The 24582-nt window shown below is 70.9% G+C and carries 21 protein-coding genes; 14 read left to right on the top strand and 7 right to left on the bottom strand.

The annotated features are described in order from the left end of the window. Window positions 1–25: 25 nt before the first annotated feature. Entirely contained in the window at window positions 26–1228 is a 1203-nt protein-coding gene (locus BFF78_RS05550; RefSeq protein ID WP_069783402.1) for a M6 family metalloprotease domain-containing protein, read from the top strand. Between the two features lie 23 nt (window positions 1229–1251). Here BFF78_RS05550 and BFF78_RS05545 read toward each other — a convergent pair whose 3' ends face one another. Further along, window positions 1252–2217, bottom strand: a complete 966-nt coding sequence (locus tag BFF78_RS05545; RefSeq protein WP_069777234.1) for a LysR family transcriptional regulator — start codon at window positions 2215–2217, stop codon at window positions 1252–1254. A gap of 192 nt (window positions 2218–2409) precedes the next feature. On the opposite strand from BFF78_RS05545, the gene BFF78_RS05540 reads away from it, so the two are divergent. From BFF78_RS05540 to BFF78_RS05525, 4 genes are all read left to right on the top strand, one after another. Beyond that, entirely contained in the window at window positions 2410–3786 is a 1377-nt protein-coding gene (locus BFF78_RS05540; protein ID WP_227025721.1) for an aldehyde dehydrogenase family protein, read from the top strand. Between the two features lie 49 nt (window positions 3787–3835). Beyond that, the gene (locus tag BFF78_RS05535; protein ID WP_069777232.1) at window positions 3836–4516 is read left to right on the top strand and encodes a GntR family transcriptional regulator; all 681 of its coding nucleotides are present in this window, start codon (window positions 3836–3838) and stop codon (window positions 4514–4516) included. Window positions 4517–4708: 192 nt separating this feature from the next. Further along, window positions 4709–6778 carry a SpoIIE family protein phosphatase gene (locus BFF78_RS05530; RefSeq protein ID WP_069777231.1) on the top strand — a complete coding sequence of 690 codons (2070 nt, stop codon included), beginning with the start codon at window positions 4709–4711 and terminating at the stop codon, window positions 6776–6778. 96 nt (window positions 6779–6874) lie between these two features. Next, window positions 6875–7987 carry an ABC transporter substrate-binding protein gene (locus BFF78_RS05525; RefSeq protein ID WP_069777230.1) on the top strand — a complete coding sequence of 371 codons (1113 nt, stop codon included), beginning with the start codon at window positions 6875–6877 and terminating at the stop codon, window positions 7985–7987. Between the two features lie 64 nt (window positions 7988–8051). On the opposite strand, the gene BFF78_RS05520 is transcribed toward BFF78_RS05525, so the two are convergent. Further along, window positions 8052–8870, bottom strand: coding sequence for a dienelactone hydrolase family protein (locus BFF78_RS05520; protein ID WP_227025720.1), 819 nt, complete (start codon window positions 8868–8870; stop codon window positions 8052–8054). Window positions 8871–8967: 97 nt separating this feature from the next. Here BFF78_RS05520 and BFF78_RS05515 point away from each other — a divergent pair, with 97 nt between their 5' ends. The 3 genes from BFF78_RS05515 (at window position 8968) to BFF78_RS05505 (ending at window position 13731) form a co-directional block, all read left to right on the top strand. Next, window positions 8968–10002, top strand: coding sequence for a GlxA family transcriptional regulator (locus BFF78_RS05515; protein WP_227025719.1), 1035 nt, complete (start codon window positions 8968–8970; stop codon window positions 10000–10002). A gap of 297 nt (window positions 10003–10299) precedes the next feature. Continuing rightward, the gene (locus tag BFF78_RS05510; protein WP_079161156.1) at window positions 10300–11103 is read left to right on the top strand and encodes an intradiol ring-cleavage dioxygenase; all 804 of its coding nucleotides are present in this window, start codon (window positions 10300–10302) and stop codon (window positions 11101–11103) included. Between the two features lie 165 nt (window positions 11104–11268). Continuing rightward, a complete protein-coding gene (locus tag BFF78_RS05505) occupies window positions 11269–13731 on the top strand; it encodes an ATP-binding protein (RefSeq protein ID WP_069777228.1) in 2463 nt (820 codons plus the stop codon). Between the two features lie 25 nt (window positions 13732–13756). Here BFF78_RS05505 and BFF78_RS05500 read toward each other — a convergent pair whose 3' ends face one another. Then, entirely contained in the window at window positions 13757–14773 is a 1017-nt protein-coding gene (locus BFF78_RS05500; protein WP_069777227.1) for an extracellular catalytic domain type 2 short-chain-length polyhydroxyalkanoate depolymerase, read from the bottom strand. A gap of 258 nt (window positions 14774–15031) precedes the next feature. On the opposite strand from BFF78_RS05500, the gene BFF78_RS05495 reads away from it, so the two are divergent. From BFF78_RS05495 to BFF78_RS05485, 3 genes are all read left to right on the top strand, one after another. Beyond that, the gene (locus tag BFF78_RS05495) at window positions 15032–15679 is read left to right on the top strand and encodes a TetR/AcrR family transcriptional regulator (RefSeq protein WP_227025718.1); all 648 of its coding nucleotides are present in this window, start codon (window positions 15032–15034) and stop codon (window positions 15677–15679) included. 38 nt (window positions 15680–15717) lie between these two features. Next, entirely contained in the window at window positions 15718–17211 is a 1494-nt protein-coding gene (locus tag BFF78_RS05490; RefSeq protein WP_069777226.1) for a carboxylesterase/lipase family protein, read from the top strand. A gap of 497 nt (window positions 17212–17708) precedes the next feature. After that, complete coding sequence (locus tag BFF78_RS05485; protein WP_069777225.1) at window positions 17709–17966, top strand: hypothetical protein; 258 nt, start codon at window positions 17709–17711, stop codon at window positions 17964–17966. Window positions 17967–17981: 15 nt separating this feature from the next. On the opposite strand, the gene BFF78_RS45995 is transcribed toward BFF78_RS05485, so the two are convergent. Together BFF78_RS45995 and BFF78_RS05480 are read right to left on the bottom strand one after the other, a co-directional pair. Next, the gene (locus tag BFF78_RS45995; RefSeq protein ID WP_159032947.1) at window positions 17982–18125 is read right to left on the bottom strand and encodes a hypothetical protein; all 144 of its coding nucleotides are present in this window, start codon (window positions 18123–18125) and stop codon (window positions 17982–17984) included. 79 nt (window positions 18126–18204) lie between these two features. Next, entirely contained in the window at window positions 18205–19014 is an 810-nt protein-coding gene (locus BFF78_RS05480) for an SDR family NAD(P)-dependent oxidoreductase (protein WP_069777224.1), read from the bottom strand. Between the two features lie 120 nt (window positions 19015–19134). Here BFF78_RS05480 and BFF78_RS05475 point away from each other — a divergent pair, with 120 nt between their 5' ends. Beyond that, entirely contained in the window at window positions 19135–19743 is a 609-nt protein-coding gene (locus BFF78_RS05475; RefSeq protein WP_069777223.1) for a TetR/AcrR family transcriptional regulator, read from the top strand. A 160-nt stretch (window positions 19744–19903) separates the two neighbouring features. Here BFF78_RS05475 and BFF78_RS05470 read toward each other — a convergent pair whose 3' ends face one another. Beyond that, the gene (locus tag BFF78_RS05470; protein ID WP_069777222.1) at window positions 19904–21556 is read right to left on the bottom strand and encodes a penicillin-binding transpeptidase domain-containing protein; all 1653 of its coding nucleotides are present in this window, start codon (window positions 21554–21556) and stop codon (window positions 19904–19906) included. A 169-nt stretch (window positions 21557–21725) separates the two neighbouring features. Here BFF78_RS05470 and BFF78_RS05465 point away from each other — a divergent pair, with 169 nt between their 5' ends. Together BFF78_RS05465 and BFF78_RS05460 are read left to right on the top strand one after the other, a co-directional pair. Beyond that, window positions 21726–22688: a LysR family transcriptional regulator gene (locus BFF78_RS05465; protein WP_237282543.1), complete on the top strand. Its 963-nt coding sequence runs from the start codon at window positions 21726–21728 to the stop codon at window positions 22686–22688. Next, window positions 22685–23557, top strand: coding sequence for a serine hydrolase (locus tag BFF78_RS05460; protein WP_069777220.1), 873 nt, complete (start codon window positions 22685–22687; stop codon window positions 23555–23557). Before BFF78_RS05465 ends, BFF78_RS05460 begins: the two co-directional genes overlap by 4 nt. 35 nt (window positions 23558–23592) lie before the next feature. On the opposite strand, the gene BFF78_RS05455 is transcribed toward BFF78_RS05460, so the two are convergent. After that, on the bottom strand, window positions 23593–24285 hold the full coding sequence (locus tag BFF78_RS05455; RefSeq protein WP_159032946.1) for a hypothetical protein: 693 nt from the start codon (window positions 24283–24285) through the stop codon (window positions 23593–23595). Between the last annotated feature and the right edge of the window lie 297 nt (window positions 24286–24582).

Here is a 24582-nt window from a genome sequence, read left to right as displayed (position 1 = left end):
CAACCCGAAAGCGAGACACATGGACATGACCGGATCCACACAGAGGCTGAGAGGCCTTGCCGCCGGGGCCGCGGCGGCCGCGTTCCTGTCGCTCGGAACCGCCGCCCCGACCGCGCACGCGGCCCCGGAACCGACACATGCCACCACCCCGGCCACCGACTGCGCCCTTCCCGGCGGCACCGGCTGGACGGACGAGGGCCACACCACCGACCACACCCAGTTCCAGCAGCCCCTGGGCACCAAGCATGTGCTCATGCTGTTCGTCGACTTCCCCGACGCCCAGGCAGCGGACCCCATCTCCGACTACTACCGGCAACTCGCCCCGGCCGCCCAGTGGATGAAACGCGACTCCTACGGACGGACCGCGCTCGACATCACCCCGCTGGACCGGTGGATACGGATGCCGCAGGACTCCACCAGCTACGGCTTCCAGCGCGGGATCACCTTCGAGCAGCACGAGGCGTACGTCCGCCAGGCGGTGGCAGCCGCCGACCCGTACGCCGACTTCTCCCGGTACGACATGGTCTACATCGTCCCTGCGAAGTCCGCCTCCGCGATCACCTTCTCGCCGACGTACCTGTACGACCCCACCTCCGCGGGCATCACCGCTGACGGCAAGCGCCTCAAGTGGGCCGTGACGTTCGGGCAGGACATGTGGCACTGGGGCTACAAGGTCGCCGACCACGAGACCAGCCACACCTTCGGTCTGCCCGATCTCTACGCGTTCACCGGCACCGACTACCACCGCTTCGTCGGCGGCTGGGACCTCATGGGCGACATCGCCGGCGCCTCCCCGCAGCACCTCGGATGGGAACGGTGGAAGCTCGGCTGGATCGACGACCCCCAGGTCGCCTGCCTCGCCTCGGCCGGACACCGCACCGTTCGCCTGAAGGCGGTCGAAAGCCCCGGCGGAACGAAGATCGCGGTGATCCGTACGGGCGCGACCACCGCCTATGTCGCCGAGTCCCGCAGGGCCATCGGCGCCGACAGCCAGACCTGTTCCACCGGTGTGCTCATCTACAAGGTGGACACCTCCACCCAGACCGGCTACGGCCCGGTCCAGATCGTGAACGGCAACCCGGGCGCCACCCCGCCCCCGGGCTGCCGGGCCCTGGACATGGCCGCGTTCCACTCGGGCCAGACCTTCAGCGATCCCGCCACGGGTGTGCGGATCGATGTCGGCGTCAGCAGCCCCCTCCATGACGAGATCTCGATCGGCAAGCGGTGACGGCGGCCCGCCGCCGCACCGGCTCACCCGGTGGGACAGGGCGATTCCGGATGGCACCTGCGCCACCGTGCGTAGGCCGGTGCGGCGGCACAGGTGGCGAGATAGCCCTCGGCCACCCTGCGGACGATCTCATCGCCGTATGCCGCCAGCGGTCCGTCGCGGCGCCAGCCGAGGACGTGGCGGTACCACAGCGGATCGCCGGCGAGAGGACGTACCACGACGCCGGGCACCTCGATGAAGGTCGCCTGGCAGAGACTGACGGCCAGGCCCGCCCGGACGATGTCGATCAGCTGCCGGCCCTCCGCCTCGTACGGGGTGTGCGGCTGACGGCCCGTCCGGGAGAAGACGGACGCCCAGTACTCCCGGGTGCGGTCACTGTCCGGATGGGGCATGGCCCACGCGTCCTCGAAGAGTTCCGTCAGGCTCACCTCCTCGCGGCCGGCCATCGGATGGGTGGACGGAAGCAGGGCGAAGACGGGCTCGGTGACGACCGGGCGCAGGACGACTCCCTCGCGCGGCGGGAGTTCATGGCCGGGGTTGTCGCCGAGGACCGCCGCCTCCAGGCGGCCCGCCCCGAGGTCGTCCAGCAGCGGCGACGGCGAGTACTGGCATCGGGTCGTCACCTCCGAGCCGGGGACCAACTCCCTTGCCGCCACGATGAGATCGGCCAGCAGCGGCGCGCCCACCGAACCGAGACGGACGCGGCCGGGGGCGGTTCCGCAGCGGGCGGCGCGGGCGGTGTCGGAGAGCAGGCCGTCGATGCCCGGCAGGATCGCCCGTGCCCGGGGCAGCACCAGCTCGCCCAGAGCGGTGGGCACGGCGCCGGCCTGCCCGCGGTCGAAGATCGGTCCGCCCAGCATGACTTCGATGCGCCGCAGTTGGGCGCTCAGCCCCGGTTGGGTCATACGCAACGACGCGGCGGCCCGGGTCAGACTTCCGGCCTCCGCGATCGCGCAGATCACGCGCAAGTGCCGTACCTCCAGATCCATGGCGCGGATGGTAAGGAGCGACGAGGGCATTCCGGCAGAGGTCGGGGCGGCACAGGTCCCATATGCAATGTCACACGTGACGCAAGTGTTATGGGGAGGCAGGACGCGCTCAGGGCAACTCCGACCTCCTCGACCCGGACGACCCTTTCCCGGAGGTTTTCTCCTGTGACTCCTGTGACTCCTGTGGCTCCTGTGAACGAGTCCCCTTCCGTCGTCTCCCGAAATCCGGCCGACCCCTCCGACATCGTGGTACGGCTCCCCGCCGCCGGCGCCACCTCCACGGCCGAGGCAGTGGAGGTGGCCCGCGCCGCCCAGGCCGACTGGCTCACCGGCGGTGCGGCCGCCCGCTCGGCGGCCCTCACCACCGTCGCCGAGGCCATCGAGGCCGCCGCCGAAGAGCTCTCGGCACTCGCCGTACGCGAAGTGGGCAAGCCGCTCACCGAGGCACGGGCCGAGGTGGCGCGCACGGCCGCGATCTGGCGCTACTACGCCCAGGCCCCCTTCGAGCCCACCGGCGCCGTCCATGAAACGGCGCACGGACCGGGCCTGTTGCTGACCCGGCGCCGCCCGCACGGCGTCGCGGGGCTGATCACACCGTGGAACTTCCCCTTCGCCATCCCCGGTTGGAAGGCTGCACCGGCACTGGCGACGGGCAACTCGGTCGTCCTGAAGCCGGCACCGGAGGCCACCGCATGTGCCCTGCGCCTCGCCGAGATCCTCGGCGAGGCTCTGCCCGCCGGGGTGTTCACCGTGGTCCCCGGCGGTGCCGTGGCAGGCCGGGCCGTCATCGCCGCCGCCGACGTGGTCTCCTTCACGGGCTCCACCGCAGTGGGTAACGCGGTCGTCGGGGCCGCCGTGGCCCTGGGCGTCCCGGTCCAGGCCGAGATGGGCGGGCTCAACGCGGCGATCGTCCTCCCGGACGCCGACATCAAACAGGCCGCCGCGCACATCGCCTCGGCGATCGCCGGCTACGCCGGGCAGAAGTGCACCGCCACCAGCCGTGTGATCGCCGTCGGTGCCGCCCTGGACCCGCTGCGCGAAGCCCTCACGGAGGCACTGCGCACGCTTCGGGTGGGCGACCCGGCCGACCCGGCCACGGTGTGCGGACCGCTCATCGGCGAGCAGGCCCGCGACCGGGTGGAGGAAGCCTCCCGCGGCCTGTCCGTTCTCGCCGGCGGCTCCGCTGCCGGGGAACACGGCTGGTACGCGGCACCCACCCTGGTGGAAAAGGTCCCCCCGGACCACCGGCTGCTGCGTGAGGAGGTCTTCGGCCCGATCGCGGCCCTGCTGCCCGCGGACGACCTGACGCACGCCGTACGGATCACCGACTCCAGCCGCTACGGCCTGGTCACCTCGGTCCACACGGCCGGCCTCGACGCGGTGCTGCACGGGCTCGACCGTCTGGGCACCGGCATGATCCGCGTCAACGCGCCGTCCACCGGGGTCGACTTCCATCTGCCCTTCGGTGGGACCGGGGCATCCAGCCACGGCCCGAGGGAGCAGGGCAGGGCCGCCCTGGACTTCTACAGCACGAGCCGTACGTACACCCTGACGCCCGAAGCAATGTGACATTGTACCTACACGCTGGCGGGCTCCGGTCGGGGCACGGAGGAACAGCATGGGGCATCTGAAGGCAAGCAACCTCGTCACCGCCCGGGAACGCCTGCGCGACCAGGTCGCCCACGCCCTGCGCGCCGCCCTCATCTCGGGTGAACTGCGCCCTGGCCACGTCTACTCGGCCCCGACGCTCGCCGAGGACTTCGGTATCTCCGCGACGCCCGTCCGTGAGGCGATGCTCGACCTGGCCCGCGAGGGCCTGGTCGAGCCCCTGCGCAACAAGGGCTTCCGGGTCACCGAGGTCAACGAGCACGACCTCGACCAGTACACCGAGATCCGTACCCTGATCGAGGTCCCCATGGTCGGCCGGATCACGCGGACCGCGTCGCAGGCGGACCTGGAAGCGCTGCGTCCGATCGCCGAGGAGATCGTGCGGGCCGCGCACGACCACGACCTCACCGGCTACCTGGAGGCCGACCGCCGGTTCCACCTCTCGCTGCTGGCGCTCTCCGGCAACGACCGCCTCGTCGAAACAGTCGGCGACCTGCGCAAGCGCTCCCGCCTGTACGGCCTGACCGCCCTGGACCGGCGCGGCGAACTGATCCCCTCGGCCGAGGAACACCTGGAGCTTGTGGATCTCATGCTCTCCGGCGACGACGAAGCCGCCCAGCAGTGCATGACCCGGCATCTGGGCCATGTGCGCTCACTGTGGGCCAAGGGCGAGGCACCTTCTCATTCGTAGCTGCGGCCTTCGGTATCTGTGCATGACGGGGATCACCGGGGCATCCTGCGTGTGCGTGATCGAAGGCGACGGCCGGCATGGCCGGCCGCCGGTCCAGATGTGTGCTCCCAGGTCTGGGACGACCATGGATGAAGGCAGAACACCCGCCGGTAGGGCACGAGCCGAGGCGCCGAGCGGGAAGGAAAGTGAGGCATGGGCACGACGGACTCCTCCCGAGCAGGCCACGGCCGGTCGGTGGCGGGTTCTGCCGCGCCGCCCAGTGGCCTGCTTGATCTGCTCAGCGTCGCCGCGGTGGTGCTGAACGCGAAGGGCCAGGTGGTCTTCTGGAGCCCGAAGGCCGAGGACCTGTTCGGCTACACCGCCGCGGAAGCCCTGGGTCAGCACGCGGCCCGGCTGACGGTCCACGAGGAGCACCGGGACGCGGTGATCAAGCTGTTCGCCGAGGTCATGGAATCCGGCACCGACTGGGCCGGGGCGTTCCCGATCCGGCACAAGGACGGCAGCACCCGCCTGGTGGAGTTCCGCAACATGCGGCTGCTGGACGACCTGGGTGACGTCTACGCCCTGGGCCTCGCCGCGGACCAGGCCGCTGTGGAGCGGATCGAGCGAGATGCCGCGCTTGCCATGCGTCTGGTGTCCCAGTCCCCGATCGGGCTGGCCATTCTGGACTCGGACCTGCGGTACGTGGCCATGAATCCTGCGCTCGAACGCATCACCGGTCAGTCCGCCGCCGAGCGTCTCGGCCGGCCCGTCGGCGAGATCCTGACCTACCTGGACACGGATCCCGAGGCACGTCTGCGCCGTGTCCTGGAGACGGGCGAGTCGGTCGTGGACCGGGACATCGTGTGTCGTCCCCCCTCCGACCCGGACCACGAGCACGCCTGGTCCGTCTCGTACTACAGGCTGGAGGATTCCGGTGGGCGGGTGCTGGGCCTGGCCTATTCCGTCATCGACGTCACCGAGCGTCATCGAGCCGCTGCCGAGGCGGCACAGGCTCGGCAACGGCTGACACTGATCGCGAGGGCTTCCGCCTGCGTGGGTACCACCCTCGATCTGGAAGCGACAGCGCGCGAGCTCGCCGACCTCGTCGTACCGGTCCTGGCCGATGTGGCGGCCGTGGACGTACTCGACAGCGCCCTCGACCTGCGGACCGCCCCGCACGAGGGACCGGCCCTCTTCCGCACCCTCGCCGTGAGCGCGGCCGACTCCACCGAGGCGGTCAGCGTGGCCGACCCCCCAGGGGGACTCGCCACCTACGACAGCGACCGCCTGATCACCCAGTGCGTGCGCACCCGCCAACCGGTGCTGGTGCCCCACACCACCCGTCGGGATCTGGAGCGCATCGCCCGGCATGGCGAGGCCGCCTCCCTCCTCGCGGCGGCCGGCGTTCACTCCTACCTGGCCGTACCGCTCCTGGCCCGGGGCGAAGTCCTGGGCGCCCTTGACCTCACACGCACCCAGAACCCCGCGCCTTTCGACGGCGACGACGCGTTCCTCGCCTGGGAGCTGGCCGCCCGGGCCGCGGTCTGCATCGACAACGCCCGTGGATACCAGACCCAGCGTCAAGTGGCCCTCACCCTGCAACGCAGTCTGCTTCCCGAGCGCCCCTCGCACCTGCCCGGCCTGGAGGTTGCCTGCCGCTACCAGCCCGCCGGCGCCGCGAGCGAGATCGGCGGCGACTGGTACGACGCCATACCTCTGCAGGGTGACAGAACCGCCCTGGTCGTCGGGGACGTCATGGGCAGCGGCATCAAAGCCGCCGCCACCATGGGCCAACTCCGCAGCGCCGCCCGCGCGTTCGCCGAGCTCGCCCTCGCCCCCGCCGATGCCCTTCATCACCTGGATCACCTGACCGAAGGTGCCGAGCAGACCATCACGACCTGCATCTACTGCGTCTACGACCCGCACCGGGGCACGTGCGAGATCTGCCTCGCCGGCCATCTGCCGCCGGCCCTGATGCGACTCGGCCACGCGGCACAGCTGCTCGACCTTCCCACCGGCGCGCCGCTGGGGGTGGGCGGGGTGCCCTTCGAGGCCGCCACCGTCGCCTTCCGCCCGGGCGACGAACTGGTCCTCTACACCGACGGTTTGGTCGAGACCCGAAGCGAACCCATCGACGCCCGCCTGGACACCCTCCTCGACGCCCTCACCACGACACGTGGCCACGATCTGGAAGACACATGCGACCGCGTCCTGGACCTTCTGCGCTCGCCCGGTGGCGAGGACGACGTGGCACTGCTCATCGCCCGAGCCCGGTCCTGAGCGTACGGAAGGGCTCGGCTACTCTCGGCGCCACCGACGTTCACTTCGTGATCCGGGCGAACCGCGGCCCAGTCGTCACTCGGGAGACGCCAACGCATGAACACGCCACCATCGGCACCTGCACCAGGGCGGACTGACGGGTCATCCGTTCAGATCGGCGCTCTCGTTCCGCTGACTCGACCGGGCTGGGTCGAGGCGGGCCGACACCTGCTCGCCGGGCTCGAGCTGGCCGTCGGCGAAGTCAACGACGCCGGTGGGATCGGCGGAAGACCACTGAAGCTGGTGGTCCGGGACACCGCGGCTGATCCACACAGGGCCGCGGCGGCCGTGGACGAACTGGCTCGGCTGGGCGTGGCTGCCTTGGCGGGGGAGTACCACAGCGTCGTCGCCCGGGCCGCCGCCGCCCGGGCCGACACCCTCGGCCTGCCGTTCCTCTGCTCGTCAGCGGTACTCGACGGGCTCACCGAACAGCCTACGGAGTGGGTCGCGCGCCTCGCCCCGGCGCAGTCCCACGGCTGGCGGATCTACGCGGACTTCCTCCTCGGCGCGGGCCACACCCGCATCGCCGTAGCAGCCGAGCCGAGTGTCTACTGGGCGGCCGGGACCCGCATTCTGCGGGAGTACCTCGCTCCACGCGGCGGCACCGTCATCGAACTCGACACGCGCGCGCTCGCCCCCACGGCGGTGTGCGACGAACTCGTCGGCCATCGCGCGACAGCCCTCCTTCTTCTGGTCGGGCACCCGGAGCCCGCGGTGTCGATCGTCAAGTCCGTCCGCCACGACCAGCGCCTTGCCGAGATCATGCTGGGGGCTCCGGCCGGCCAACCGGAGTTCGCCGAATGGACGAGGCTGCTGGGCGAGGACGGCGCCGCGATCCCGTTCTTGCGCTATCTGCCCGAGCGCCTCGGCCCACTCGGGGCACGAGTCGAGACGGCCCTGCGCGAGAGGCTGGCCGAGGCGCCCTCCTTCGTCGCCTTCGAGGGCTACGACACGGCCGCCGTCCTCGCCGACGTGCTGCGTGCTCACGGCTCGGACCGGGCGCGCATCGCCGAATCCTGGCCGCGCGTTGAGGTCGAAGGCACCCGCGGGCAGATCCGGTTCTCCCGCACACCGGGCATCAGCGTGTGGCAGTGGGCTTGGACGTCGGTCCAGGTCGTTGACCGGGATCCGGCGGAACCCGATCGATTTCGGGTTCTCCACGCCGGCTGAGAGAGCACGGAGGCACGACCCGGGTCCGTCAGTCCGGGCAGGGTGTTCCGGTGAGGCTCGCGCGTCACCTTCTGAGCCGCTCCGAGAGAAAGGCGATGATCTCATCACGGGCACGCACCGTCGGGTGACCCTGCTCGTTGACGAGATGTGCCGTCACGACGCTGTGGGCGCACCCGACGACGTCGCGGAAGAAGGGCGGAGGGTTCGTGTTCGCCACGTCGGCCGCGAGCACGCGGCCGTCGAACGCTTCGCCGAGCAGCGCCTGGTAGGCCGCGAACCGCCGGCCCGTGCACCACCTGTCGTCGTCGAAGCGGTAGGCGAGTACCTTCAACCCGTCTCGTCCGATGCGTTCGGCCAGGGCGACCGCGTCCTCGTCTCCGATCTCCAGCCCCCCGGGGTCGTCGAGCGGCAGCGAGGGATGATTGACGACCGGGGCGATGACGGCCGGTTCGAGTGCCATGGTCAGCGCGAAGTTGCCGGTGAAGCACAGCCCGACCGCGCCGACGCCCGGCCCGCCGCACTCCGTCTGCGCGATGCGCGCGAGACCGCGCAGCCATGCCACGACGGGACTGGTGCCGCCCCCGGCGAACGCACGGAACTCGGCGCTGACGCATGCGCGCCGGACGACGGCCTCGCCCGCCCCGGTGGTCGGGTAGGCACCGTCGACACCGAAGAGCGAGGGCAGATAGACGCAGAAGCCGGCATCACGTACCCATCGAGCCAACCGCGCGACGTCGGGGCTGATGCCCGGCATCTCGGGCATCAGGATGACGCCGGGTCCCGTCCCGGCGACGTACACGGTCTTGCCGAAGTCATCGACGCTGACGACTCTCCGGGAGAAGTCGTCCAAGGGGTCGTCGCGCCGCGTTCGCATCGTTGTCATGATCGAGAGTGTGGTGAGAAACTCCCCCCCACGTGAACCGGCGATATCGCCACATGACGCGGTGATATCGCCATCCCGTGCCGGAGCCGGAGGAACCGTGAAACCGCTGCGTCTGGGGGTGCTGGCGTATCCCGGCTGTTTCGCCTCGGAGGTGTTCGGGATCCCCGACCTGCTGGCCATGGCCGATCACATCGCGGCGGCGCACGGGCCGGATCGGCCGCCGTACGAGGTGTCCGTCGTCTCGCCCCGGCGACGGGTGGTCGCGTCCGGCGGCTCGGCCCTCGAGGTCTCGGCGTTGCGCCCCGTCGACATCCTGATCGTTCCGGGTTTCGAGCTGTCGCCCGGACTCGATCTCGACGCGACGCTCGCGAACCTGGGGCCCGAAGTGGCGTCGATCCGTTCGCAGGCCGCCTCCGGTGTCGCCGTCGTATCGATCTGTGTCGGCGCCTTCCTCGTCGCCGAGGCCGGCCTGCTCGACGGGCGCGAGGCGACGACGTCCTGGCTGTTCGCCGATCAGCTCGCCCGTCGATACGGCAAGGTGAGGGTGCGCCCCGAGCGCCTGGTGGTCACCGACCGCGGTGTGACGACGACCGCCGCCTTCAGCGCCATGTACGACTTCGCACTGCAGCTGATCCGTGAGCACGACGGCCCCCACGTCGCCCGGAGCACCGCACGCATCGCGCTCGTCGACGATGCACGCTCCACCCAGGCTCCCTACATGGACCCGGAACTGATGCCCGCCGTCGGCCATGAGTTCTCACTCGGTGTGAAGCGGTGGCTCGACCAGAATCTCGGGGCCCGCTACGACTTGTCCACGCTCGCCGAAGCGTTCCACATCAGCACCCGCACCATGCTCCGTCGCTTCCGTCAGGAGACCGGTCAGACCCCGCTCGCCTACCTGCAATCCGCCCGGGTCCGCCGGGCTCGTCATCTGCTGGAGACGACCGACAGGACCATCGTGCGCATCGCCGCCGACCTCGGGTACGCGGACACGAGCACCTTCAGCGCCCTCTTCGCCCGGCACACGGGCCGGCGGCCACGGGACTACCGCGCCACGTTCCGCCGGCCTGTTCGCGAAGCGGGCCGCAACGCCGCGCAGGGCCCTGAACTTTCAGAGCCCGGGCGGACCTAGGGCCTCCCTTTCGAAGAAGGGCCCCGGCCCGAACTCTGCCGGTACCGGGCTGCAGATCTCCACACCGGGAGGCTGGGACCAGTTCATGGAAGACCTCTTCGTCGCCGGCCCCGCCGTCCGAACCGCCGGGGGCGCCATGGACCGCGGCGCGGCCGAAGCGGAGCGTCTGTGCGACGGACGCGCCGTCGGTGTACGGCGCGGACGCGGTCGCGGTCGCGGTGGAGGGTTTCGTAACGCAGTGGCTTCATGGGTCATCTGTGCGATCCCGCGGGTCGTCACCGGCGCCATGCTCACACCATGACTGACATCCCCCACCACAACACCGCGGAACCGCAGCGTGACCCCGATCCGGCGGACGTTCCCGCAGGTGCCACCCGCAGGTCCGTCATCGCCACCCTGGGCGGCGCCACCCTCGGCGTGGCCGCGCTGGGTCTCGCCGCCACGCAGGCGACCGCCGCCACCGAGCACCAGGCCGCGGCCCGCCCGGCCGCCGCCTGCGTCCTGACCCCCGAACAGACCGAGGGGCCGTACTACCTGGACCTGGAGACGGTCCGCAGGAACATCACAGAGGGGAAGGCGGGCGTTCCGCTGACCCTCCGCGTGACGGTGGTCGACGCGGCGACCTGCGCCCCGCTGCCCCAGACGGCGGTCGACATCTGGCACTGCGACGCCCTCGGGGTCTACTCCGGTTATGTCGCCGGTGGTTCCACCCCGGACACCACCTTCCTGCGCGGCGTGCAGTTGACCGACTCCGCCGGTGTCGCGGAGTTCACCACCATCTACCCCGGCTGGTACGTCGGCCGGGCCCTCCACATCCACGTCAAGACGCATGCGGGAGGCACCGTGTCCGACGGGACGTACAACGGCGGGCACGTGTCCCATACGGGCCAGCTGTACTTCCCGGAGGCGTACAACACCAGGATCGCCGCCCTGTCGCCGTACCGGAACAACACGGCCACCCGCACGCTCAACGCGCGCGACGGCATCTACCGCAACGGCGGCTCCTCGACCCTGCTGACCCTCACCGCGGCAGGCAGTGACCTCGGCAAGGGAGTGACCGGAACCGTCGTACTCGGCATCGACCCCGCCGCCACACCCTGACGCACCGGGATGCCTGCGGTGGCCGGCCCCCCGCCACAGTGCCGGCCATCGCACGCGTGACCGCGGCCGCTCTGCTCCTGCCGGAGCCGGCCGGCGCGGTCTTCGTGGAGACACATGGCCGAAGGCGATGGTTTCGTTCCGGGGCGGTGCGGCCAGGAACCGGGGATGAGCCGGAGTCGAACCTGTGACGTGTGCGGTGCGGCGCTGACCGTGAGGCCGCACGGGGGTCGGCCGGCGCGATACTGCTCCAGCGCCTGCCGGCAGCGGGCGCTGCGGCGGCGGGCGGCTTCGGCGGTCCCGGCGGCCGGTGGGAGCGTCCTGCCGCCGGCGCTCGACTCCTTCGTCGGCCGGCAGCGCGAGCTGTCGGGCCTGCGTACCCTCCTGAAGAGCTCGCGCCTCCTCACGGTGACCGGTGCGGGCGGTGTGGGCAAGACCCGGCTGGCGCTGGAGTTCGCCAAGGGATTACCGAAGCGCTTCACGCGAGTCGACCTCGTGGAACTCGCCTCACTCCAGGACGGCGCACCGCTGACGCAGTCCCTGGCCGCCGCGCTGGGGGTGGGCGAACGAGCGGGCCGGACCGGCATCGACGTGCTGGTCCGGGCGATCGGTGACGCCTCCCAGGTGCTGATTCTGGACAACTGCGAGCATCTGGCCGAGCCGTGCGCCCGGCTGGCGGCGACCCTGCTGGGCCGCTGCCCCCGTCTGCGGATCCTGGCCACCAGCCGGGAGGCCCTGAGGGTGCCCGGAGAGACCGTGTTCCGGGTCGGCGAGCTGTCGCTGCCGCCGGCCGACGCCGGAGACGATGTGACGGCCCTCATGCGGTCCGATGCCGTACGGCTGTTCGTCGACCGCGCCGCGAGCAACTCCCCGGGGTTCACACTGCATCGGGGCAACGGCCACCTGGTGGCCGAGATCTGCCGGCGCCTGGACGGCCTGGCGCTCGCCGTCGAACTCGCGGCCCGTCACGTCGGTGCCCTCGCGCTGAGCGACATCCTGGCAGGGCTGGAAGACCAGTTCTCCCAGCTGGACCTTCTGACCGGGGGAAGCCGAACCGGACCCGCACGCCACAGCGGGCTCGCCGCAGCGGTCGACTGGAGCCATCGGCTGCTGGATCCGGCCGAGCAGACGGTCTTCCGGCGCCTTTCGGTCCTGGTCGGCGGGTTCGACGCGACCGCTGCGCAAACAGTCTGCGCCGGTGACGGCATAGGCCGACGACAGGTCTTCCGCATCCTGTGCGCCCTGGAAGCGAAGTCGCTCGTCGTACGTCTGCCGGGAGAGACAGCGCCCACCCGCTTCAGGCAGTTGAGTGCCATCCGTGTCTGCGCCCTGGACCGTCTGCGTGCATCCGGCGAGCTGCACGCCACCCTGCGCCGGGCGCTCGTGTGGCTGACCGAGCTGGTCGAGCGGGGCCGCGGGGACGTGTTCGCCGACCAGGCCGGCAGCCCGCTCGCGGCGGAACGGGACAATCTCGCCGCGGTACTGGCCGGCAGCCCCGGCCACCGCGATGCCGTATGGGTGCGGCTGACGCTGGAACTGGCGCGTGTGCACTACCAGCAGGAGCAACCGTCAGCCGCCCGTGCGCTGCTCACCGGACTGCTGCGGGGAGCCGGGGGCCGGGCGCTGGGTGGGCAGGTGCCGGCGCTCGCCGCACGAGTGGCCTGCCAGCAGGCCGATCCGGACGAGGCACTGTGCCTGGGCGAGCAGGCGGTGCAGAGCGAGCGGATGCGCCGTGACGCCGCCGGACTGGCCAACGCCCTGGACGCCCGGGCGGCGGCGCGACTGTGCCGCGGGGAGTTCGCCGAGGCCGTCGCGGATCTGCGGGAGTGCCTGGAGGTCGTCGCTTCCCTCGGCAGGCCGCAGGACACTGCCTGGTGCACGCATCACCTGGCCTGGGCGCTGCTTCAGGCCGGCGGGGAGCTGGAGGCCGACGAACTGATGTCACGGTGTCTGCCCGTGCTGAGACAGCAAGCGCCGTGGCCCCGGACCGCGGCCGCGCTGCACACCGCAGGGGCCGTACGGCTGGCCTTGGGGCGTCTGCGCAGTGCGGAGACCCTGTTCGCCGAGGTGCTGCGGATCGCTCCAGGGGCCAGTTTCCATGCCCTGTACCCCGTGGAGGGCATGGCCCTCGTGGCCGCGGAGAGCGGCGACATGCAACGTGCGCTGCGGCTGTACGAGGCGAGCGTGCAGGCGCGGCGCCGCCTGGACACCGAGCCCGAGGCTCCCTGGCGGCACAGGATGGAACAGGCGGCGGCGCGTGCCCGGACACGGCTGTCGGCAGCGGCGCAGCAGGCCGCCGTCGCCGGTGCCCGTGGGCTGCGCGGAGAGCGGCTGGTCGCATACGCGCTCGGCGCGGGGAGCGGCGAGAGCCGAACGGGGCGCGATGCCCGTGCCGCCGACGAGCGACTCGGGCTCACCGTAAGGGAGTTCACGGTGGCCGAACTCGTCGCCGAAGGGCGGACCAACCGGCAGATCGCGGACCGGCTCGGCCTTTCGATCCACACCGTCGCCACGCACTTGGACAGGATCCGCGACAAGCTGGGCCTGCGCTCTCGCACGCAGATCGCACTGTGGGTGGCCGGAAGTATGCCCACTCGTACGGACTTCGGAGCCGGGGTGGCAAAGAACTGAGAGGGCCGGCGGGCACGCGCGCCGGTCAGCCGCCGAGGGCGTGGACCATGGTGACGATCGCGGTCATCTGGGGGGCGCTCCTGACCGCGTAGTCGGAGCCGGTGTAGCCGAACCAGTCCCAGCAGCCCTGGGGGTTGACGGGCCAGACGCTGGAGGCGGCCTGCGGGTAGAGGACGACGAGGTTGTTGGTGTCGGCGTAAGTGTCGAGGTTGCCCTTCTCGGCGAAGGCGGTGCCGAGGAGCTGCTGGGCGGACAGGCAGCCGTGCAGGGCGACCACCAGCTTGCAGGGCGCGCCCTGGGCGCAGTTGGGCGGGACGTAGAGCTGGCCGGTGCCGTCCATGGACAGCGTGCGGGCGGAGCCGCCGGGGACGTACGCGTTCTGGTCGAAGTGGGTGAGCGAGCCCTGCGGAGTGCCGGTGTTGCGGGGGTTGACCGTGCCCAGCCAGGCGGTGAGCATCTCGCGCTGCGGGTCGTCGTGGCAGTTGTTCAGGAACGGGGGCAGGGTGAGTGCGCAGGGGACGACGCCGTCGGGTGTGGGCCAGGAGTGCCCGGCCGGATCCCAGTCGTGGTACGTGACGTGGGCGCCGAAGTGCTCGTAGAAGTCGACGCCGGCGCGTGAGACGAGCGGGTTGACGACCGGGTCGAGGTAGCCGTGGTAGGTGTAGACCGGCTTGCCCGCCAGGTTGGAGACCGGGTCGATACGCCCGTCGGCCGCCCACTCGGTGGCCTGCTGCTCCAGTCGGCCGACGCCGAGGCCCAGGTCGCAGGTGACGAACTCGATGACCTTGCCCTGCCCGCAGTCGTACGGACCGGCGGCGACGACCCCGGCACCGTCGAAGGTGCCGGAGTAGGCGACCTGGAACTGGGTGGCCATGAAGCCGCCGGAGGAGACACCTGTGACGTAGGTGCCGGTGATGTCCAGGTCCGGTAGCGGTGGGGCCGCGGCTTGGGCGGGCGCGGTGAGGCCGAGGGCGGCCAGAGCGGCTGCGGCGCCGAGGACGGCCGTGCCGCGGACGGCTCTGTACGGGGAGCGGAACCTCATTGTGCACACTCCGATGGGGTGGGAGGGGTGCCGTTCCGGCCCGGCGAGCCGTCGGAAGGGTGACGGGAGCGGATGGCGCCCGCGGCGCATGTGCGTGGTGCTCGGTGCCTGCGGCGAGGCCGGGCGGACCGGTCGGGCATGCGGGCCAGATAGCCAACCAATCGATTGGTTGGCTATCTGCGAGTTACCATCCGGCTTCTGCGCTACGGTGTCAACCAATCGATTGGTTGGAACTTCTTCGTGTCCGCAGGAGCAGCAGTGGAACTTCCCGCCTGGGAGCCCCGCCGGGTCGTGGCGATGGGCGCCGTCCTGCCCGAGGGGGTGACGCCGGCCGGTACGCGCGGGCGGATCCTGAAGGCGGGCCTGGAACTGTTCGCCGAGTCCGGCTTCGCCGGCGCCTCGATCCGGCAGATCGCGGGCATCGTCGGCATCAACTCCGCGACTCTGTACGCGCACTACCCCTCCAAGGGGCACGTGCTCGCCGCGTTGGTCCGCATCGGCCACGAGGAGATGCTGGCCCGCCTCACCGAGGCCGCAGCCGCCACCCGGGACGACAGCGCCGGCCGGCAGCTGGCCGCCCTGGTCCGCGCCCACGTGCTGCTCCACACCGACTATCCGTTGCTGGCGGTCGTCACCAACAGTGAACTGCACGCCCTCGCCCCCGAGCTGGCCCGGACTTCGCTCGAACTGCGCGAGCAGTGCCGCCGTATGCTCGCCGACGTCCTGGAACTCGGCGTAAGGACGGGCGAGTTCAGCCTCGACGACCCGATGCTGGCGGTGACCGCGATCGGCGGCCTCGGAGTGCAGGTCGCCCAGTGGTTCGGACCCGCCCTCCACCGCACCCGTGAACAAGTCGCCGACCAGTACGCGCAGTTCGCGCTGCGCATGGCCGGCGCCCACCGCTGAGCATTCGCCCCGTCCGCCCTTCGAGCCCAGGAGCAACCATGCGACCGGTCCTCGTCACCCGGCACGGTGCCGTCCGCGGCACCACTGGTCCGGACGGCACCGCCTGCTTCAAGAACATTCCGTACGCCGCGGCCCCGACCGGACCGCTCCGCTTCGCTCCGCCCCGCCCGCCGGCCGCATGGGACGGGATACGCGACGCCGACGCCCATGGCCCCACCGCGCCCAAGGCTCCGTACCTCCCACCGATGGACCGGCTCATCCCCGAGGTCGACATCCCGGGCGAGGACTTCCTCAACCTCAACGTCTGGACCCCCGACCCCGCGGGACGGCTGCCCGTCATGGTCTGGCTCCACGGCGGCGCGTTCAGCAACGGCTCGGGCTCCGTCCCCGGTTACGACGGCACCGCGTTCGCCCGCGATGGCGTGGTGCTGGTGACGCTGAACTACCGCCTGGGAGCGCACGGTTTCCTCTACCTGGGCCCCGAGGACACCGCCCCGGCCAACCTCGGTCTGCTGGATCAGATCGCCGCCCTGGAATGGGTGCGCGACACCATCGCCTCCTTCGGCGGCGACCCCGATCGCGTCACCGTCTTCGGCCAGTCGGCCGGTGCCATGAGCATCGGTGCGCTGCTCGCCATGCCCGCGGCCAAGGGCCTCTTCCACCGCGCCGTACTGCAGAGCGGAGCAGCCCATCACGTGCTGTCCCCCGGTTCCGCAGCACGGGTCGGGAGCCGGCTGGCCGCCCTGCTCGGGGTGCCGCCCACCCGTGCGGACCTCGCCGCCGTGGCACCGCAGCGGCTGCTGGCCGCGCAGCAGCGACTGCGCGCGGAGATCTCGGCGCGCCCGGACCCGGCACTGTGGGGCGAGGCCGCTCTCAATCTGATGCCCTTCGAACCGGTCGTCGACGGCGGCACCCTGCCGCACCCACCCATCGAGGCGATCGCGGACGGTACGGCCGCGGACGTCGAGGTGCTGGTGGGCTGCACCCGGGACGAGTTCCGTCTGTTCACCGTGCCCACCGGCCTGGCACAGCTGGTGACCGACGACCTCCTGGACAGCACGGCAGCGGCCTACGGTCTGCCGCCACAGGGGGTGCTCGCCTACCGCGCGGCCTTCCCCGGCGCGACTGCGGGCGACCTGTTCGCCGAGATCGCCACGGACTGGTTCTACCGGCTCCCCGCCCTGCGTCTGGCCGAGGCCCGGGCAGGCCGGGGCGCCCGCGCGTTCGTCTACGAGTTCGCCTGGCAGTCCCCTGCCCTTGGCGGAGGCCTCGGTGCCTGCCATGCGGCCGACGTCCCGTTCGTCTTCGACAACCTGGCCGACCCCGGCTTCGCAGCCCTGCTCGGCGACACGCCTCCGCAGCACATCGCCGACAGCATGCACGCCGCCTGGGTCGCCTTCGCCACCACCGGCGACCCCGGCTGGCCCGCCTACCGCGAACCCGAACGCACCGTTCGCCTCTTCGGCGCGACGCCCACCCTCGCCCGCGCCCCTCGCGAGCACCTGCGAGCCCTGTGGGACGGAGTGCGCTGACCGCCCGCCCCGGACGAGGGGCACGCCCAGGGCACCTCGGCGATGGCGGTCCGGGCCGGCCGAACAGGCCGGCGCCGACAGCCCGTACCGCACGGAGCACTACGAGCGATGGCATGCGCTGCTCCGTGAGCTGCTGGGCCGCGTTCCGGGCCTGACCGGCACCGATTCCGCCGACTTCACCGCGCATGCCCTGCTCGCCGCCACCCGCGCCGACCTGGTCGCCCACCTGGCCGGCGAGCAGGGTCTGCCTCGCGACGAGATGCGGGCACGCCTGGCGGAGTTCGCCGGCAGAACCCTCTGCGCGCACACGCCCCCGGGAACCGGCCGACCAACGCTGACCACGGGGCCGGTCGGGTGGCGGTCACACCCCACCGGCGGATGCGCAGGTCGGCGGAAGCAACCCTTCCTGGGTGTGCGGCGGTCTTCCCGGGCGTCGAGCCCAGAGGATCGGCCTCTGACCGTTCGTACTCGCAAACCGACTGGAAAGGGCGCACTTCATGGTGCTGCATCCCGACTTCTGCCTAGACGTTCCGGAGGGTTTCGACGACTCGGAAGCCGAGACCGGAGTGCATCCCATGGCCAGGAAGCTGTTCCTGGCCACAACCGCCGCGGAAGCTTTCAAGAAGGCCCATGAGTGGGTGCGGGACCAAGAAATCCGGCTGTCGGACGTGTCATGGGACTTCCTCCCCGGCGAGGCCGAGCCCTACTGCCTGAGCATCTATTTCACGTTCGAGCTGGATCCCGAAGGCGCCTGACCACCACTGTGCGGTTCATGCGAGGGTCCACCCGGTGGCGGGCAGGCTCGGGTCGAGCGGTATGACCATGCCGTGCACGCCGTGGGCCGCGATGAGTTCGGCGGCCACTTCGTCGAGCCGTTCCCGGCGCCGGGCGACGGGCGTTCCGGGAGATGCCATCCGCTCCGGTTGGAGCCGCGGAGCGGAGTTGCTGCCGGCCGGATGACGTCGCAGCGCGGCAGCTCGTCGGTGTGCGCGGTCACCGCGCCGGCTGGTGGGCGGAGGTCGTGGATCCCATGAACTGGACCGTGCGGCGTCGGCTGGCCGCGCGGGCCAGGGTCGCCATCGCGCGGTTGAGGCGGCCGGAGATGACGCTCGGCGGTGGGGTGCGGCGGTCGAGCGTTCGCAGTGCCGTGGCAACGACCTCCTGCGGGGACTGGCGCTTGCTGTCGCCGTCGGCCGCGTCCGTGCCGACGACGTCGAAGAACTCGGTGCTGGTCGCTCCGGGCGACAGCGCGAGCACGCGCAGCCCGGTCCCGCGGGATTCATGCCAGAGGGCCTCGGTGAAGTTCAGCACGAACGCCTTGGCCGCCGCGTAGACGGCCATGTTCGGGGTGGGGAAGTACGCGGCCATGCTCGCGACGTTGACCAGCACTCCGGTGCCGGCGGTCCGCAGCGGCTCGATGAATGCCCGGCTGATGTCGACGACGGCCGCGACGTCGACGCTGATCTCCTGGCCGAGCCGCTTGGGGTCCTCGGTGTGGAACGGGCCGAAGGTACCGAAGCCGGCGTTGTTCACGACACTGGTCACCTCCAGACCGCGGCGCGCCACCTCCTCGGCGAGGGTCTGCCCCGCGGCGGGCAGGCCGAGGTCGAGGGGGATGACTGCGGCCCGTACGCCGTGAGCCGTAGTGAGTTCGGCGGCCAGCGTCTCCAGCCGTTCCGCGCGGCGGGCCACGAGAATGACGTCTGAGCCCCGCGCGGCCATCTGCCGGGCGAACTCGGCGCCGATTCCGGCGCTGGCGCCGGTGATGAGGGTGGTCTGGCCGTGGTAGTCGACGGTGCTCATGGGCTGCTCCCGGGAAGCGGTGGACACTCTCGGCGATGACACTGCTCTGGCACTGTACGCCGAATCTGTCACACAGTGCCAGACTGGTACCGAGTGCAGAACGCGGTAGGCTACGGAGTCATGGACCATCGCGCGGGCAATCCGGCGGGACCGGGACTGCGGGAGCGCACCCGGCGAGCTGTGCAGGCCGAGATCGTCACCACTGCGATGCGGCTGTTCCTCGAGCACGGATTCGAAGCCACCACCATGGAGCAGATCGCGAACGAGATCGGCATCTCGCGACGCTCGCTGTTCCGCTACTTCGGCACCAAAGAGGACATCGTGCTCGGCGACCACGCCGACCACGGCGAGGCCCTGCGGACCGCACTGGAAGCGCGTCCCGCCGGCGAACCGCCCTGGGAAGCTCTCCGGGCGGCCCTCAAGGCACTCTACGAGTCGCTCCCTTACTCACCTGAGGACTTCCTCAAGATCACCAGCATGCTGCACGCCTCGCCCTCCCTCCGGGCGCGCCAACTGGAGAAGCGCCAGCAGTGGACGGACCTGCTCGTCCCGGACATCGTGCGGCGCCTCGGCGCAACCGCGGACCCCATGAACGAGCTGCGGGCCCGCGCGCTCGCCGCCTGCGCCCTGGCCTGCCTGGAGGCCGCAACGGAAGCCTGGGTGCGCAGCGGCGGCACGATCGACATGGAGCGGGCCTTCGACGAGGCGGTCGCCGCAGCCCGCGGATGAGGAGGCCGTCAGGCTCGGTCGCGGCGCTGCGGCCAGGAGAGGTCACTCGCCTCCGCTGCCGAGGCCGGCCGTGAAAGTGGCCGACGACTCCGGCTCATGGCCCGTTGCGCCGGGCGGATCTGGCGTCGTTGCCCGTGGCTGTCGCGTGCTCGCGGCTCCCTCAGGAGGCATCGGCGGGAACAGCGGCCAGCAGGCTGTGGAGGATGGGGCCGGCGGAGCCGCCGCCGGTGATTCCCTGTTCCACGACGCACGCCACGGCCACGTTGCCGCGGTAGGCGACGAGCCATCCGTTGTTGGGCTCGCCGTCGGAGACCTCCGCGGTACCGGTCTTCGCGCCGATGTCGCCCGAGAGGTCGGACAGGCTTCTCGCCGTGCCGTCGGTGACGGTGGTGCGCATCATCTCGCGCAGTCGCGTGACGACTTTGCCGGGGAGTGCGGCAGTGGTGGTCGTGTCCTTGGCGTCGCCCTTGATCGTGGGCTGATGGAAGGTACCGGAGACGGCGGTCGCGGTGACGGAAGCCATGATCAGCGGGTTGGCCTGGATCCTGCCCTGGCCGATCACCGAGGCGGCCTTCTCGGTCTCGTCCTTCGGAGCCGGTACCGAGCCGTCGTAGGAGGGGATGCCGACGTGCCAGTCCTGGCCGACGCCGAAGTACTTGCGGGCGACGTCGCCCAGCTCCTGGTCACCGAGCTTGCCCCGCAGGCCGATGAAGGCGGTGTTGCACGACTCCGCGAAGTCCCTCAGGAAAGTAGCGTTGCGGTGTTCGGAGGTCTCCACGTTGTGGAACTGCTTTCCGACCGTGAGGTACTTCGGACAGTCGACGATGTCCCCAGGCGCCACGGCGTCCTTGAGCAGCAGGGCGCTGCTTGTGACGATCTTCCATGTGGAGCCTGGCGCATAGGTGCCGGAAACGGCGCGGTTGAAGCCGGACGACGGGGAGTTGGCCATGGCCAGGATCTGCCCGTTGTCGATCCGGAGTGCGACCAGCGAGGCGTTCTTGCCGTCGGCGTGGGCCGCGAGAGCCTTCTCCGCGGCGGACTGCCAGGTGACGTCGAGCGTGGTGTGGACGGTTCGGCCGGCCGACGTGTCGCCCTGGCCGCCGAAGGTGGCCTCCGTACGCTCGACCTCCCCCGTGGCCCGGTCGACGAGCTGGATCGCACCTCGCGGGCCGGAACCGGAACCACCCCCGCCGGAGGCGACTTGGGCCAGGACGGGGCGCACGGACGGGTGGGCGTCGATCGAGAGGGTTTTTCCGTTCCGGTCGACAACCGGGGCCGGATCCGCGCCCCCGCGCTCCAGGTGGAACTTCGCCGTGTCGCTCAGGTGCGGGTGGACGAGGCTGAGTGTCCAGTTCACCTTCCATCCGCCCTTTTCCTGCTCGCTGAGTGACAGTTTCGACTTGTAGGTCCAGGTGCCCAGACCGGCTATGGGCATCCGCGCCGTGAAGGGGACGCTGACGTTGCCGTCCCCGCCCTCGGCGGGCGCCTCAGCCGTCAGCGCGGGTCTGCCTATGTCGAGGCCCTTGGTGAAGTTGCTCAGCACCTCCTGCGCCGTACCGGGTCGGTTGGTGCGGCCGGCCGCGTTCGGCAAGCGTCCTGCGGCCCAGTCGGCGAGGAAGGCGCGGGCTTGGGCTACGGCCGCCGGGGCGGGGCCGGAACCGGAGGCTGTGCCGCGGGCGAAGGGACCGAGGCCGGCTGCGTATGCCGCGCCCGCGACGACCGCTGTCACCACAGCTGTCGCGGTGCCGGCCCGTAACGTCTTGCGCGGCCTCCGGCGGCTGGTGATCGTGGTGGCGTGTTCGGGTTCGGACATCGTCTGGTCCTGTCTCTGTGGGCAGTTGCCGGTCTCCCCGCGTGGGGAATCCGTAGCCCGAGGAGAGCAATGCCTCGCGGTGTCTGTCCAAGACTCGTATCGAACTCGGATCGATCAACATCCGATATGGTTGCTGCTCGTGGACCTGTTACGGCACCTGGAGTGCTTCGTGGCTGTTGCAGAAGAGTCACACTTCGGCCGTGCCGCGACTCGACTGGGCATGGCCCAGCCGCCGTTGTCGCAGCGCATCCAGCGCCTGGAACGGGAGCTGGAAGTCCGGTTGTTCGAGCGCAGCAGCCGACAGGTGACCATCACCGAAGCGGGGACGCTGCTGTTGGCGGAGGCCCGTGAACTGCTGGCCCGCTCCGAGGTGTTCATGGCCACCGCGCGCCGCATTCGGGACGGCGAGACCGGGCTCCTACGAGCGGCGCTGTCGCCCGACATTCCCGGCGAGACCGTCGCCGCGCTGCTCACGGACTTCCAACGCCGTCATGAGGGACTGGAGTTGGAGCTACTGGAGCTCACCACCACCCAGCAGCTCGCCCGGTTCGCGTCACACGACCTGGACGTCGGGATCGTCCACCATCCCTGCGATGTCTCCGGTCTGGAGCTCGGCCCGGTTCTCCGTCGCGAGCTGGGTGTGCTGTTGCCGCGCGACGCCGAGGCGGCCGAACTCGACGAGGTACCGCTCGCCTCACTCGCGGGCTACGATCTGATCCTCTTCCCCCGTGCCGCGGCTCCGGCGCTGTACGACGACCTGCTGACCGCTTGCGCCCGCAACGGTTACACCCCCGCCGCAGTCCGGCACGGTCAGGGTGCCAGCTTCGTCCGCGGCCTGGTCCTGTCCGCCAACGCTGTCGCGTTCGGCCCGCGCGACGCCCAGCCCCCGGAGGCACGCGACCGGCACGCGGACCTCGCCGTCGGCATCGACGCAGGCGTTGTGTGGCGTCCGCTCGCCGGCGCCCCGCTGGCCTGGCGGCACTCCGTCGCCTGGCCCAAGGGGCGCGGCGACGCCGCCGTCAGCGCCTTCACGGAGGCGGCCACGCATGCCCTGCGCGCGACGGCCGGCGCCACCGGCGACGTACCCTCGCGGCCGTTGCACCTTCGCCCGGCATCGGAGTACTGGCTGTGACCGACATCCCTGGCCGCATTCGCGCGGCCTTCGCCGAAGCCGGTGTCACCGGCCGGCTGCACGCCCTCGACATCGACTCCGGCGCACAGATCGACGTCGGCGCGGACCAGCCGGTCTGCACCGCCAGCGTCCACAAGCTCTGCCTGCTCGTGACACTCCACGAACTGGCCGCGACGGCCCACCTGGATCTCGGCGAGCAGATCGACTGCGAGCCGGCCGGCCGCACCGCGGGCCCGACCGGACTGGCCGCCATGCTCGACCCGGTTCGCATGTCCCTGCGCGATGTGGCGTACCTGATGATGGCCGTCAGCGACAACGCCTCCGCCGACCTGCTGCTGCGGCGCGTCGGCCTCGACGCCGTCAACCGCACCACGGCTCGCCTCGGCCTCACCCGTACGCATGCCGTGCACACCTTCGGGGAGCTCTTCGCCACCATCCGCGAAGACGCCGGACCCGGCGGCGCCCAGGCCCTGGCGGACCCCCACGTCATCACCCGCCTCAGGGCGCTCGACCCGGACCGCACCAACCGCAGCGTCCCGCGCGACATGACCCGGCTGCTCGGCGCGGTATGGCGCGACGAGGCCTGCGCCCCCGAACACGGCGCCTCCATCCGCCGCCTCCTCGGCCTGCAGGTCTGGCCACACCGCCTGGCGTCCGGCTTTCCCTTCGACGACGTCCATGTCGCCGGCAAGACCGGCACCTTGCCGACGGTGCGCAACGAGGTGGGCGTCGTCGAATACCCCGACGGCGGCCGCTACGCCGTCGCCGTTTTCACCAGAACCGCCAACACGGCCGCCACCCTCCCCGCCGCCGATGCCGTCATCGGTACGGCCGCGCGCATCGCCGTCGACGCACTGCGCGCGTTCTGACGGCATGCGGTGCCTTCTGCGGTGGCAGTGCAGGGTCAATCCATGACGACATGGCCGTCCTTGGCGACTTCGTAGTACTCGGTGGAGCCGAGCTCCAGCTTGAACACCATGCCGTGCCGCTTGCGGATACCCGCGACCGATCCCGATTCGGGCTCACGCAGGCAACGTGTCACAGGAGGGTCGTTCTTCGGGCATTGCTCAGGCTCCTCGACGAGACGACGGGGATTGCGGTCATGCACCGGATCCCAGGAAAGCGTCTGTGAAGCGTCGAACAGCTGGGTCGGCTCCGGGGCATGCGGGCCGGACGGATTGGGACCGTCCCTCCGGTAGTAACCGACGAGGTGGCTGCGGTAGTAGTCGTGACCGAATGCGATGAGGGACTGGGATCGGTCGCCGGCGGCGAGTATGCCGTCGAGCACCGGGCCGATCCGCTTCGGGTCGACTCCGTAGTATGCGCTGACCCGCATCGAACAGCGGATCTTGTAGGCGTCGTCGCCGTTTGACTCGAGCCACTGCTTCGCTGTGCCACCGAAACAGGTGTCGCGCAGGACGACCATGCCCGCTCCGAGCGGAGTGTCGTTGGCGTACGCCTGTACCACCTGTCGAAGGCGGTCTTGTGCGGCCTGCCGAGCATGTACTGCTCGAGCACTGCCGGCGAGCTTGCGGACTTCTTCCGGGCTCGTGGCGCCGTCCTGGGACGAGCAGGCGGAGAGAGCCAACACGACCATGGTGGCAACCGTGCCCCATACGGCCCTGCGCGATCCTGTCATAACGTTCTGTCTCCCCCCTCAGCACCTACCGAGGGTGCGCTCTGGCACTCTGCGCCCAAGCGGGCAGGGGGCACATGAGTACCCGTACTCACCTGTGTTGGGAAACGACAGGTCGTCGACCACCCGTACTTCAAGGCGGATCGCTTCCCCCAACGCCGGGCGATCCGCCGACGCGCTCAAGGACCAGAGCGCCCCTCGGAGTGGGTAAGCCGAGGTGGAACCAGTACTTGCCCCCAGCGCCCGGCCGGCACCGAT

The organism is Streptomyces fodineus (assembly GCF_001735805.1).
In the GTDB taxonomy this organism is placed as follows: Bacteria; Actinomycetota; Actinomycetes; order Streptomycetales; family Streptomycetaceae; genus Streptomyces; species Streptomyces fodineus.
The sequence above is the reverse complement of the archived record's forward strand: the minus strand, read 5'-3'. Positions and strand labels throughout refer to the sequence as shown.

Excerpts from the sequence above, each read along its gene's own strand:
- BFF78_RS05535 (WP_069777232.1), top strand. The coding sequence starts at position 3,836 with ATGGGGCATCTGAAGGCAAGCAACCTCGTCACCGCCCGGGAACGCCTG.
- BFF78_RS05455 (WP_159032946.1), bottom strand. The coding sequence starts at position 24,285 with ATGGTCGTGTTGGCTCTCTCCGCCTGCTCGTCCCAGGACGGCGCCACG.
- BFF78_RS05470 (WP_069777222.1), bottom strand. The coding sequence starts at position 21,556 with ATGTCCGAACCCGAACACGCCACCACGATCACCAGCCGCCGGAGGCCG.
- BFF78_RS05530 (WP_069777231.1), top strand. The coding sequence starts at position 4,709 with ATGGGCACGACGGACTCCTCCCGAGCAGGCCACGGCCGGTCGGTGGCG.
- BFF78_RS05550 (WP_069783402.1), top strand. The coding sequence starts at position 26 with ATGACCGGATCCACACAGAGGCTGAGAGGCCTTGCCGCCGGGGCCGCG.
- BFF78_RS05520 (WP_227025720.1), bottom strand. The coding sequence starts at position 8,870 with ATGACAACGATGCGAACGCGGCGCGACGACCCCTTGGACGACTTCTCC.
- BFF78_RS05500 (WP_069777227.1), bottom strand. The coding sequence starts at position 14,773 with ATGAGGTTCCGCTCCCCGTACAGAGCCGTCCGCGGCACGGCCGTCCTC.
- BFF78_RS05480 (WP_069777224.1), bottom strand. The coding sequence starts at position 19,014 with ATGAGCACCGTCGACTACCACGGCCAGACCACCCTCATCACCGGCGCC.
- BFF78_RS05545 (WP_069777234.1), bottom strand. The coding sequence starts at position 2,217 with ATGGATCTGGAGGTACGGCACTTGCGCGTGATCTGCGCGATCGCGGAG.
- BFF78_RS05525 (WP_069777230.1), top strand. The coding sequence starts at position 6,875 with ATGAACACGCCACCATCGGCACCTGCACCAGGGCGGACTGACGGGTCA.
- BFF78_RS05510 (WP_079161156.1), top strand. The coding sequence starts at position 10,300 with ATGACTGACATCCCCCACCACAACACCGCGGAACCGCAGCGTGACCCC.
- BFF78_RS05485 (WP_069777225.1), top strand. The coding sequence starts at position 17,709 with ATGGTGCTGCATCCCGACTTCTGCCTAGACGTTCCGGAGGGTTTCGAC.
- BFF78_RS05490 (WP_069777226.1), top strand. The coding sequence starts at position 15,718 with ATGCGACCGGTCCTCGTCACCCGGCACGGTGCCGTCCGCGGCACCACT.
- BFF78_RS45995 (WP_159032947.1), bottom strand. The coding sequence starts at position 18,125 with ATGGCATCTCCCGGAACGCCCGTCGCCCGGCGCCGGGAACGGCTCGAC.
- BFF78_RS05505 (WP_069777228.1), top strand. The coding sequence starts at position 11,269 with ATGAGCCGGAGTCGAACCTGTGACGTGTGCGGTGCGGCGCTGACCGTG.
- BFF78_RS05475 (WP_069777223.1), top strand. The coding sequence starts at position 19,135 with ATGGACCATCGCGCGGGCAATCCGGCGGGACCGGGACTGCGGGAGCGC.